Origin of the sequence: Arcicella sp. LKC2W (genome assembly GCF_034931005.1) — a bacterium.
Taxonomy (GTDB): Bacteria; Bacteroidota; Bacteroidia; order Cytophagales; family Spirosomataceae; genus Arcicella.
Window position 1 is genome coordinate 1 of the sequence record NZ_JAYGIN010000025.1, and the last position, 12,622, is coordinate 12,622.

At 36.9% G+C, this 12,622-nt stretch carries 9 protein-coding genes; 5 read left to right on the top strand and 4 right to left on the bottom strand.

From position 1 onward, the window contains the following. Nucleotides 1–308: 308 nt before the first annotated feature. Nucleotides 309–1,385 carry a peptide chain release factor 1 gene (prfA, locus tag VB796_RS18910; protein WP_323348148.1) on the bottom strand — a complete coding sequence of 359 codons (1,077 nt, stop codon included), beginning with the start codon at nucleotides 1,383–1,385 and terminating at the stop codon, nucleotides 309–311. Nucleotides 1,386–1,622: 237 nt separating this feature from the next. On the opposite strand from prfA, the gene VB796_RS18915 reads away from it, so the two are divergent. Both VB796_RS18915 and VB796_RS18920 read left to right on the top strand, forming a co-directional pair. After that, nucleotides 1,623–1,868: a hypothetical protein gene (locus VB796_RS18915; RefSeq protein ID WP_323348149.1), complete on the top strand. Its 246-nt coding sequence runs from the start codon at nucleotides 1,623–1,625 to the stop codon at nucleotides 1,866–1,868. Nucleotides 1,869–1,952: 84 nt separating this feature from the next. After that, nucleotides 1,953–2,573 carry a hypothetical protein gene (locus tag VB796_RS18920; RefSeq protein WP_323348150.1) on the top strand — a complete coding sequence of 207 codons (621 nt, stop codon included), beginning with the start codon at nucleotides 1,953–1,955 and terminating at the stop codon, nucleotides 2,571–2,573. A gap of 31 nt (nucleotides 2,574–2,604) precedes the next feature. Here VB796_RS18920 and VB796_RS18925 read toward each other — a convergent pair whose 3' ends face one another. After that, nucleotides 2,605–3,402, bottom strand: a complete 798-nt coding sequence (locus VB796_RS18925; protein WP_323348151.1) for an alpha/beta hydrolase family protein — start codon at nucleotides 3,400–3,402, stop codon at nucleotides 2,605–2,607. A gap of 93 nt (nucleotides 3,403–3,495) precedes the next feature. After that, on the bottom strand, nucleotides 3,496–4,725 hold the full coding sequence (locus tag VB796_RS18930) for a D-alanyl-D-alanine carboxypeptidase/D-alanyl-D-alanine-endopeptidase (RefSeq protein ID WP_323348152.1): 1,230 nt from the start codon (nucleotides 4,723–4,725) through the stop codon (nucleotides 3,496–3,498). Between the two features lie 338 nt (nucleotides 4,726–5,063). On the opposite strand from VB796_RS18930, the gene VB796_RS18935 reads away from it, so the two are divergent. Both VB796_RS18935 and VB796_RS18940 read left to right on the top strand, forming a co-directional pair. Further along, nucleotides 5,064–6,119, top strand: a complete 1,056-nt coding sequence (locus tag VB796_RS18935; RefSeq protein ID WP_323348153.1) for a ferredoxin--NADP reductase — start codon at nucleotides 5,064–5,066, stop codon at nucleotides 6,117–6,119. A gap of 35 nt (nucleotides 6,120–6,154) precedes the next feature. Then, complete coding sequence (locus tag VB796_RS18940) at nucleotides 6,155–6,442, top strand: antibiotic biosynthesis monooxygenase family protein (protein ID WP_323348154.1); 288 nt, start codon at nucleotides 6,155–6,157, stop codon at nucleotides 6,440–6,442. A gap of 170 nt (nucleotides 6,443–6,612) precedes the next feature. Here VB796_RS18940 and VB796_RS18945 read toward each other — a convergent pair whose 3' ends face one another. Then, nucleotides 6,613–9,786: a glycoside hydrolase family 3 N-terminal domain-containing protein gene (locus VB796_RS18945; protein ID WP_323348155.1), complete on the bottom strand. Its 3,174-nt coding sequence runs from the start codon at nucleotides 9,784–9,786 to the stop codon at nucleotides 6,613–6,615. A 219-nt stretch (nucleotides 9,787–10,005) separates the two neighbouring features. On the opposite strand from VB796_RS18945, the gene VB796_RS18950 reads away from it, so the two are divergent. Further along, nucleotides 10,006–12,576 (top strand): zinc-dependent metalloprotease, encoded by a 2,571-nt coding sequence (locus tag VB796_RS18950; RefSeq protein ID WP_323348156.1) that lies wholly within the window; start codon nucleotides 10,006–10,008, stop codon nucleotides 12,574–12,576. Nucleotides 12,577–12,622: the final 46 nt, after the last annotated feature.

Below are 12,622 nucleotides of genomic sequence, written 5' to 3' on the forward strand. Positions count from 1 at the left end.
GCAAATTTGACCCAAATTAACCGCTGACGGGGTGAAAAACCGCCGTCAGGGTCTTCTTCCGTAACCCTGACGGCGGTTTTTCACCCCGTCAGCGGTTTTGCATTAATAAGTATATAGTTTTTTAACACAGTTCATTCCGTTTATTTTTATTCGGAATTATCTACTATTTGTCGCAAGACAAAATTAGACCACGGATAAAACAGATTTACACTGATTTTTCTTTAAATTTATCCCTGTAAATCCGTTGAATCAGTACAATCTGTGGGCTAATTTTATTCTGCGACAAATTGTAGATAGTTCCGTTTTTATTAAATAGCTCCTGCCCCTTCTTTCAACTTCTCGGCGTTTTCAGCAATTCTTAATTGGTCAATAAAATCACCAATTTCTCCGTCCATTACCACAGGCAAATTATAAACTGTATAACCAATACGGTGGTCAGTAACTCGTCCTTGTGGGTAATTATAAGTACGGATTTTATCAGAACGGTCACCCGAACCAATCATCGAACGACGGTCACCTGCAATGGCTTCTTGTCTTTTGGCTGCTTCAATTTCGTATAAACGAGAACGTAAAACGGTCATTGCTTTATCAAAGTTCTTGATTTGTGAACGCTCATCCTGACATTGTACCACCAAGCCAGAAGGCAAGTGAGTCACACGAACCGCTGAGTAAGTCGTGTTTACTGACTGTCCACCCGCACCCGACGAACAGAATGTATCCTTACGAATATCATTCATATTGATTTGGATATCCACTTCATCAACTTCGGGTAAAACTGCCACCGTTGCCGCTGACGTGTGAATACGTCCTTGAGATTCTGTGGCAGGCACACGTTGTACACGGTGTACGCCCGACTCAAATTTCATTTTTCCGTACACATCTTCCCCTTGAATATTAGCAATAATTTCTTTATAACCTCCAGACGATGCCATCGTGAAGTCGATAATTTGAAATTGCCAGCCTTGATTAGCACAAAAACGTTGGTACATTCTAAATAAATCTCCTGCAAAAATACCTGCTTCATCTCCACCCGTACCAGCACGAATTTCCATAATGATATTTTTAGAATCGTTAGGGTCTTTCGGAATTAACATTTCTTTCAAAACGTTTTCCAATTCTTCTTTCTTTGGGAGGAGTTCGTCCAATTCAGCTTTTGCCATATCTCTGAAATCTTCATCTTTTTCAGTAGAAATCACTTCTTTGGCAGAGTCAATATTCGACAAAACATTTTGGTATTCTTTATATTGATTAACGATTTTTTCAAGGTCTTTATATTCCTTACTAATCGTTTTGTATTTTGACATATCCGAAACGATTTCAGGTTGCGTCATTTGCTGGGCAACTTCATTGAATCGTTCGTTGATGGCTTCTAATTGTTCTAACATATCTTAATTAATTGCGGGAGTTTCGAATAGAAATTTCAGTTTTTTTTATTCTATAATTGAAATTAGGGTGCAAAGATACAAAAGATTTGTTTTGGACTATCCTATCTAAAAATTTTCAAAACCAAATAGGGGTATTTTACAGACTTGTTGTCTATTATTCAGATACCTGAGTAAATAGTTTTACACTTTTTAAACCTTTCGAACTCTATATTTTCTAATGTACAAAATTTCAAAATTATGAGAAAGCTAAAAATTCATAAAACCCTTGCAGTCTTGACTTTAGTAATTGGACTTGCGATGTTGGTTGTTTCTTGCGGACCAACGTATGTTCGTGGAGATTATGGTTATCGTCGTCCATATTATAATTATCCTCCACCACGCCCTTATCGTTATGCTCCACCACAACGAGTAGTCGTTGTGCCGAGATATTGCCCTCCTCCACAACGAGCCTATCGAGGTAGAGGAAATGGTAGAAGAGGTTAATTCATAACTCAAAAAGCCGTAGCAATGTGCTACGGCTTTTTTATTGGTCAATGTTGTATCTTTGTGAAAAATCAATGATTCAACATGAACCTTAACAATACACTCAGAAATCTTTTTACAGTCACTATCTGTTGTAGCCTTTTGGCAAGCTGCGACTTTAGCAAACGCATTGACACAACCGCAGCCGTAAAAGAACTTCATGAACGTGAAGTAAAACGAATTACCCCTGCACAATTTACGGCACAAGTAGATGAATGGGGCAAAGTAATTGTAGATTCTCTGAATGAGAATTTAGTAAAAAACCTTGAAAAGAAAGTGTTGATTGATTCCCTTTCAAACAAATACAGAGTTGAGATTTCGTCAGGAAGTCCTCTAAAATTAAAAAATCCAGCTTTGGGAGATAAAATCAATCAAATCTTGGATGCTTATCAATATAATGCAGAAAGACATTTAGAACAAATTGATAATATTCAAAAATCAGACGATGAGAAATTTTTCTATTATACTGCTCCCATTTTATTCAAAAATCAATTTGAAGGATTGAAAAAAGCTAAAATTGAAGAATTAGGTAAAATTGGTAAATTAGACAGTTTAGCTTTCCGCAAAAAAGGGGATTTCATTGGATTATGGATGGTAAAATTCTCGAAAAAAGAAGTTGTTCGCTTAGCTGACCCAAAACATTTGAAAAAATTGAGCGAAAAATAATTAATAGGGATATATGACACATTTAGATAAGTCATATATCTCTCACAATTCGTTTAAAGAAATCAAACTGCACTTTGATTGATTTTTGCCAATAGGCTTTATCGTGTTTCCCAGGTTGAGAAATATAAGTTGCCTTTACTTTCAATTCATCGCAACGTCTTCTAAAATCGTTATTTGCTTCATAATTAACGTCTTCTGTTCCACAGTCAAAAATGATTTCTTTTTGAGAAGCGGCTAATTTTCCAACATTATTAATGACAGAAAACTTCCGTAAAACATCACTTTCCCCAGACCCTAAAATATTTTGCAAACTCGCATTAGTAGCCTCTACACTTAAATCCACAACACCGCCCGAACTTCCTGCTGCTTTAAAAAGTTCTGGTCTTTTAGCAAATAAGCTCAATGCTCCGTGTCCGCCCGAACAAATACCTGTAATGAAAATCTGTTCATCTTCTACACGATATTTTTGCTTGATGGCAGGATATAAATCTTTAAAGAAAAAATCTTCAAATTTACTCATTTGCTTGCGTGGACTATTAATATACCATGAGTCCTTTAAACCATCAGGACAAACAACGATAAAACCGTAAGCATCTGCATACTTTTGGACATTGATTATGGTACTCCACTGACGGTAAGTTGCCCCATAATCATGTAAAAGATACATCACAGGATACTTTTTACCAGATGCCATTGAATAATCTTTGGGTGTAAAAACTAAGGTCGTATCTGTATGAGGCACATAAAGCGGGTTGAAATACAACTGCTCTTGTGCAAACATAGAGAAGGAAGTCAAGAAAATACCTATCGTAATAATTAGGGACTTCATATTTTAAATTCTTGGGTTAAATAATAGTGTAAAATGTTCAAATTTTATGCCAAACAACGTGAGTTTTAAAGCCAATTTATTGATAGTCAAGCCTTAATTATTTTGATGTATTTCAGTAAGAATATTGACGATTTCTTTCCGAATATCAGCAGTCGAATTAATAAAATCATTATTCATCATACTGAAAATGAAAACTTTTCCTTTCTTCGTTACCAAATAACCACTCAAGCAATAAATGTTACTCAATGAACCCGATTTGGCAAAAATGAAGGGTTCGTCAATCTTCATCATACTTCTAAGCGTTCCTGATTTTCCAGCAGCAGGCAAAAGTTTAAAGAGCCTTTCTTCGGGTACAATTTCATGAATTTTACCTAATAACGCTACAATACTACGTGGCGTAAAAAGATTGTATCTCGACAAACCAGAGCCATCAATCCAACGAGGAACATCGGGTAAATCTGTCAAAAGCGTTTCTTTTACTTTTGCAATTCCAACGTTTACATTCAATTCATTTGTTAAAGCATCGGCATTCAAAAGCATTAAATGTTCAGCAATCATATTATCGCTCACGTGCAACATTCGCTTATACAAACTATCTGCGGGCAAACTGAAAATTGTTTTTGTTGACCTTTCTAATGGCTTATTTATCAGTGTAATCTCTTTTTTTAATGTATCCGCCAATAAAACCGTCGTTACTTCAACGCCAGTTTTGAAAGGAACATCTTGTTTATAATTTGTTTTTATTTCTTTTCCTGCGGGATAACTAAATAGGTTCGTTCCTAAATCCCTTTGAACAGAAAATTTTTCAGATTTGGACCAATTATAGGTTTTCTCAGCAAAGAATTTAGGTTGAATATCTAATCCATTTTCTTTATTTCCTGTAAATCTGACTACATTTCCATGAATTGGGAAAGAAGAAATTTCTGCGGCATAGTCATCATTATAATCGTCCCAAGCCCAACCTTGTCCGTAAAATGAACTCGTGAAATTATCATTGGAAAAATAGATTTTTTCTGGACGATTTTTCAAGAAATCATACACTTTACTTTTGGGTAAATCAGGATTGAGAAATGAAGGGTCGCCTGTTCCCCAAACAATCAAAGAATCACCCGAAACCTGATAATGCAAAGCAGGAATTGAATCTCCTAAAGTTTTCAAACTTGCATAAAAAGTAAATAGTTTTGTATTGGATGCAGGCGTGAAATAACGTTCAGCGTTATGTTCGAGCAACATTTTATGTGCCGAAATATCATAAAGGGCAAAACCTGTATGATTCTGGGTAAAAGTTGATGATTGTTTCAGCTTTCGAGATACCGATTTCATGCTAACTTTGGAGGCATCGCACGCCAACAAAAGTACCGTTGAGGAGATAATTATGAATTTAGAGAGAAACTTCAATGCAGATTTTTTTAAAATAAATAGTGATACAAAGTGGCGGTTGTATTTCAATTGAAATTAAATATTTCCTTTGAAAATTACTATTAATGAGTGATAATTTTATTTTTTGGCAAATGTGATTGTCGTTCTTTTCAATGCCCAAACCTCAACAACAAAAAATCTTGCTTAACTTTGTAACAGTTTTTCATGAATTGTCTAAACCAGAAGATTAATCTGAACGTTATTCTTGAAACTTACATTCAATTACAAAAAGTCGAACGCTGATGTCCGTAAAATATTTTCATCTTACAGTAAAAGAAATTATTGAAGAAACCCCCGATACCAAAACTTTCACATTTTGGCACCCAATTCACGCAGCAGTATCTTACAAAGCTGGTCAATTCCTTACCTTGATGCCTGTAATTAATGGGCAGAAAGTACGTCGTAGTTACTCAATGTCGTCTTCTCCAAATAAAGATGCGTCCATTGCGGTAACGGTAAAAAGAGTAGCAAATGGTTTAGTTTCCAATTATTTGTGCGACCACGTGAAAGTTGGGGATGCCATTGAGGTAATGGAACCAATGGGGCATTTTGTGGTTGAACCTAACCCTAATAAAGAACGTACCATTGTTCTTTTTGGTGGAGGTTCAGGCGTTACGCCATTGATGTCAATTATCAAGTCGGTTTTACCAGTAGAACAAAACACAAATGTATTTTTAGTGTATGGTTCTCGTGATGAAGAAAATATCATTTTCAAAAAGCAATTTGCTGAATTAGAGCAAAAATACGAAGGTCGTTTTCGTGTATTGCACGTTTTAACAAAGCCTTCTTATACTTGGACGGGTTATAAAACTCGTATCAACCAAGCATCAGCAGTTACCTTTTTGAAACAAGATTTTGCGATTGATATTGCCAAGGCAGAGTATTTTTTGTGTGGACCAGAAGGCATGATGGACGAAGTAACAAAGTCATTAAAAATCTTTAATGTTCCTGCTGAAAATATCCACCAAGAGCATTTTGGCAGTGGTATTTTACACGTTGAAGAAGATGCTGACGATTCTATCAAAGAACAAACCGTTACGATTCAATACGAAGGAACAGATTATCAAGTTGTGGTAAAACCACACGAAACGATTTTAGAAGCAGCTCTTCGTGATGACATAGACCTTCCGTATTCATGTCAGGCAGGAATGTGTACGGCTTGTATGGGTAAATGCGTTTCTGGAAGTGTACACATGGACGAAGAAGACGGATTAACAGATAAAGAAATTCAACAAGGCTATATTCTTACGTGTGTAGCTCACCCAAAAACTGCGGGAGTGGTTATTGAAGTGGAGTAATATTTAGTGATTATTTACAATTGAAAAACAAAAACATGATTTTAGAACTCGCAACAATAGATATTAAAGCGAAACAAGGAGCAGAATTTGAAGCAGCTTTAGTGAAAGCCCAAGAGGTTTTGGTAACGGCAAAAGGATACGTTAAACACGAATTCAAAAAGTGTATCGAGCAAGAAAACCGCTACATTTTATTAATTACTTGGGAAACGTTGGAAGACCATACTGTAGGTTTTAGAGAGTCAGATTTATTCCAAAGATGGAGAATTATTATTGGGCCATATTTTGACAAAGCTCCTGTGGTTGTGCATTATACTGCGGTGTAGTATTTAATTCGTATGATATTTCTTTTAAGCAATAAAGAGGTCAAGCTAACAAAAAATCCCTTTAACTATTAGTTGAAGGGATTTTTTGTGGACAAACTTCCCGAAAGTTGTTTTACTTTCGGGAAGTTAATCGGCTTAACTAAACAATGCTTACAGGTTGAAAACCTATGTTACTTACCTTTCTTTATCGCCTGATATATTACTTCGTTGATATTTGTTCTCACGTTTAAGTCAGATAATTTTGAGTTGTTGCGGGTTGGATAAACTCTGTTACAAAGAAATACATAAACTAATTGATGTTCGGGGTCAACCCATGTGTATGTACCCGTAAAACCCGAATGTCCAAAACTACTTGGACTTGCACTTGAGGCGGCACTGATACCTGCACGTTTGCGGTCAGGTTTATCAAAACCAACACCTCTTCTGCTATTTACTTCCATCGGGAAAGGGTAGCTTGTCCATTCGTTCATGGTTTTTTCGCTGATGAATTGTTTGCCTCCATAATACCCTTTTTGCAAATACATTTGCATCAATTTTGCTAAATCCTGAGCCGTCCCGAATAAACCTGCGTGTCCAGAAATTCCACCTAACATAGATGCTCCTTCGTCGTGTACTCGTCCATGAATGAGATTTTTACGATAAAGAGAATCATATTCCGTCGGAACAATTCTTGACAATGGGTAAAAATCTCTGGCATTATACGTCAGCGTTGTTGCTCCCAAAGGTTTATAAAAAGTATCTTTTAAATAGCTCTGAAAATCTTTACCTGTGAGGCGTGGAATAATTTGCGGATAGAGATAATACGATAAATCTGAATAAACGTATTCCTTTTTCTCACGTAAAGGCGACTCTTCAATAGCTTTATAAAGCGTATTGTGGTAATCTTTGTGTAACCACAAATTATCTGCGACTTGTACCGAAAATTCATCTGATTTATTATACGCAAAGGTTTTTGGCTTCCATAAAGTTGGGTCTTTCGAAAGATTTACGCAGTCTTTCCAAAGCTGTTTATCGGTCTGAATTGCCTGACACATTCTTTGCAAAGCCTTCTTCTTTCTGAATAATTTATCCCAAAAACTAATAGTATATTTCTCAGAATACTTCTCTTTGTAAATCTTACTTGCCAAGACCATTTTGGTAGAGTCAATACAATCCATCCAAAACGGAATCCATGCTTTTAAGCGAGCTTGGTGCGTAAAAATGTCTCGGTAAACTAAACCTGCTTTATTAGAATTTTGCCACGAAGGCACTAAGTCGCCCATTGTGTAATCTAAATTGAATTTTCCTTCGTCTTCCATCTTCATCATCGACGGTACGGAGGTACTGATTTTCGTTATCGAAGCCAAATCGTATAAATCGGTCAATTGCACCTTTTGCGTGCCTTCGTAGGTTTGTTTTCCGTAGGCTTTGTGCATAATCACTTTTCCGTTTTTAGCAATTAATACCACTGCTCCAGGCGTTGCCTTTTGCTTAATCGCCTCATTTACAATAGAATCCACTTTATAATTCAAGAATTTAGAATCTATTCCAACGTTTTCGGCAAGAGCGTATTGGAATCTTTTGATGGGTTCAGTCGTAATTCCATCATTATATCTGAAAGTCATATTTACCGAAACGGGTAATTTCCCTTTTGCTCCAATCGCTCCAAAAATAACTTCGGCAGTGGCAACGGCTTCGTGCATTTGTGGACTTTCTTGGTAAGTAATTGTCAAGGCTTTTGCTTTATCTAAATTCTCAAATTTCGACAAGGTATAAGCATTTGAAAATAAAGAAACTACCGTTTTTGAAGAATTAGCAAACTCCGCTACCAAAGTCTGAATTTTAGGGTTGATGCTATAATTTTTCGCAGGACGAACCGACTGTCCATTAACTGCCATCAAAACTAAATTATAATTTTTCAAAGATTCACGCACTTTTTGAATAGCCGCTTCATCTGAGTTTTCATCTAAATTAAAGTGCGTAACATCTGTATAATTCGAAAGCATTTTTTGATAATCCGTTGGAGATTTTGAGCCAAAACTTGGATTACCAATATTCAAAGAAGCAATGCGTAAAGTGTCTAAATTTTGAAGTGGAAGAATGTTGTTTGTGTTTTTCAAAAGCGTAATAGTTTCCTCCGCAAATTGGCGATTAAGAGCTTCTGATTTCTTTGGATTCAAATCTTCAATTAAGCCTTTAATTTCAATGGGTTTGTATTTATCTAAACCAGCCCAAGCCTTAGCCGTTAGGATTCTTTTTACTCTAAAATCAATATCCGCCTGAGCAATTTCTCCTTTTTCCAACGCCTTTTTTATCGCATTAAATGCCGCAGGAACATCTATAAAAGTTTCTAAAACATCATTTCCTGCCAAAATAGCTTTTACATTTGCCGTTCCTTCTGGAAAGAATTTCACTGCCCCTTGCATATCCATCGCATCGGTAAAAACTAAACCTTTGAAATCTAAATCCTTACGCAATAAATCAGTTACGATTTTTTGGGACAAAGTCGAAGCTAAATTTTTGGTCGTATCCAAAGACGGAATACTTAAATGAGCCACCATTACGCCTTGCAAACCATTCTTAATTAATTCACGATATGGGAATAATTCAAGCGAATCCAGACGGTTGCGAGAATGTCCAATTATGGGTAAATCCGTATGCGAATCTACGCCAGTATCACCGTGTCCAGGGAAATGTTTTGCAGAAGTGATAATGCCACCTTTTTGCAAGCCACGCATATACGCAAGGGCTTTTGAAGTTACTTTCTCACGGTTTTCACCAAACGAACGGAAATTAATTACAGGGTTATTCGGGTTGTTATTTACGTCCACCACAGGGGCATAATTCACGTGAACGCCCATACGTTTGCATTGTTGAGCCAATTGCAAACCCATTTCTTCTATCATGTTTTCATTGCCCTGCATCGCCCCCAAAGTCATTTGGTAAGGAAAACGGATGGTGCTGTCCAAACGCATTTCCATACCCCATTCCAAGTCCATTCCAATCATCATGGGTACTTTACTCATTGCCTGTAAACGATTGACTAACAACGCCTGAGCCGTTGGACGGTTACGAAAAAGCACAAATCCACCGACGTGATAATCTCTAACAATTTTGTTCAGTCGGGCGGTATCATATTCGTAGCTATAATTGCCACGTGGCATCATCAATTGCCCAATTTTTTCATCGACCGAAAGCGTATTGAAAACCGAATCAACCCAACGTAAATTGGCGTTTGGGAAAAGGTCAGTTGAATTGGTGGGAGCAATTATTGTTGAATTATTCTTCTGTGAAAAAACAGACAAGGGTAATAATGGTAAAATAATAACGAGAAAAATACTTTTGATGAAGTGATTTATTTTCATAAGATATTTAATTTATTTGCCTTGCAATTTACGAAGTAGTTTAGATTTTCCTGCCAAAATAAGAATCATAGTCATGAACCTGTTGAGTATTCCGTTTTAATAAGCTCTCTTAAACTATTACGTCGCTCTTCTCTGCCCATTCATCACAGAACGTTTTTAAATAAAACCATTCTTCTGTATTTTCGTTGTTTATACAAATAATTAACAACACTAATCATCATGCTAAAAATTTCCCACAAAGCTTTACTCTTAGCTTCAGCGGTTTGCCTAACCCTATCCGCACAAGCCCAAGATAAAAAAGGAGATGCTAAAGCACCTGCGGCAGCACCAACTGCTCCCGCAAAACCCGCTGAAGCCCCAAAAACAGGTCCAAAACCATATAAAGAGGTAATTACGGACAAAGCAAAAACGACCAAAGGACTTTTTACGGTTCATAAAGTAGAAGACAAATTTTTCTTCGAAATTCCAGATTCATTGATGGGGCGTGAAATTATGACGGTAACTCGTATCACCAAAGCAGCCACAATTCCAGGAACTTACGGTGGAGAAATGTTGAATCGTCAGGTTATTAATTTTGAAAAAGGACCAGAAAATAAAGTATTTTTAAGAGCCATTCAATACATCAACGTTTCACCAGATTCTACGGCTCCTATGTACAAAGCCGTAAAGAACTCTAATGTTCAGCCAATTGCACAAGCATTTGATATTAAAGCATTTAAGAAGGACTCAGTTAGTAAACAAGGAACTACGGTAATTGATATTACGGATTTCTTCAAAGGAGATAATCAAATTGTTTCATTGCCTTCTTTTACGAAGACAATGTACAAAATCACTTCTATTGCTGCTGACCGTTCTTATATCCAAAGTATTAAAACATTCCCAATTAATACGGAAATTAGAACGGTGAAAACTTTCAACGGAACGCCACCAATGCCATCTTTTGGAGGTGCCCCAAGCCCAATTCCTTCCGTGAATATTCCTGCAATTGCTGCATCGGGTGCAGTGACGATGGAAATCAACACGTCAATGATTTTGTTGCCAAAAGAAACCATGAAGCAACGTTATTTTGACCCACGTATTGGCTATTTTGCTAATGGATATACTGTTTACGATGAAGGCTCACAACGTACCGAAGACCGTACCTTTGCCGTTCGTTGGCGTTTAGAACCTAAAAATGCCGAAGATGCAGCCAAGCAAAAACAAGGTCAATTGATTGAACCTAAAAAACCAATCGTTTATTATATCGACCCTGCAACACCTGCGAAATGGAGAAAATATTTGAAATTAGGCGTTGATGATTGGCAAAAAGCATTTGAAGCCGCTGGTTGGAAGAATGCAATCAGAGCAGAAATTTTAGCGGATAATGACACCACTATTAGCTTGGAAGATGCTCGCTATTCTGCTATTCGTTATTTCGCTTCAGACATTGAGAATGCTTATGGACCAAACGTACATGACCCACGCTCAGGCGAGATTTTGGAAAGTCATATCGGTTGGTATCACAACGTAATGAAATTGTTGAAAAAATGGTACATGACTCAAGGAGCGGCTGTTGACCCAAGAGCAAGAAAAAATAAATTTGATGATGAATTGATGGGTGATTTAATCCGTTTTGTGTCATCTCATGAAGTTGGACACACGATTGGTTTACGTCATAATTTTGGTTCAAGTAGCACTGTGCCAGTTGAAAATCTTCGTAATCCGAAATGGATTGCAGAACATGGACACACCCCTTCAATCATGGACTATGCTCGTTTTAACTACGTGGCACAACCAGAAGATGGCGTAAAAGATTTGTATCCACGTATTGGAGAATACGACGTTTGGGCAGTAAAATGGGCATATCAAACGCTTGAAGGTGCAACAGCCGAAGACGACCAAAAAACATTGAACAAACAGTTTATTGCTGAATATGCTAAGAATCCAAGAATTTGGTTCGGTACAGAAACTAACCCGTATGACCCACGTACACAGTCGGAATGTTTGGGAGATAATAATATGTTGGCGAGTGATTATGGTATTAAAAACTTAAAAAGAATTTTACCAAATTTGATTGATTGGACTAAAGAAGAAGGACAAGACTATGATATGTTGACAGAAGGTTATGGCGAAATTGTTACACAATATCGTCGTTATATTGGTCACGTTACTAAAAATGTCGGTGGTGTTTATGAAACGCCAAAAACAGTGGACGAAGCAGGGCTTGTTTATGAACCAACGCCTCGTACTATTCAAAAAGATGCCGTTTTATGGTTAGGTCGTCAGGTTTTTGACACACCAACGTGGTTATTAGATGGAAAAATTATGGCTCAAATTCGTCCAGACCAAGGCATTGATGCCATCAGCCGTATCCAAGAAGCAACTTTGAATAATTTATTTACGACCGACCGTTTACAACGTTTTATCGAAACTAATGCTAAATATCCTGCTTCATATAGCTTAGATGAAATGTTTACAGACGTTCGTACTTCTATTTGGTCAGAAGTACGTTCACGTAAAACAATTGATGCTTCTCGTAGAAATTTACAGAAAATTTACGTCGAGAAAATGATTGCAACATTAAACGCAACTGGTGTAGCCCCATCTGGAGGATTCAGTTTCAGAGGAACGGTTGTTCCTGCGGCAGTTGACCCACGCAAAACAGATATTATATCAGTAACACGTGGTCATTTATTGACGTTGAAGGATGAAATCAAAAGTGCATTGACTCAACCAACTTTAGACAAAATGAGCAAATATCATTTACAAGATTGTTTGTTCAGAATTGACAAAGGTCTTGACCCGAAATAGTGATTGATTAAAACAAAAAAGGCTTGATTCTGTGTAGAATCAAGCC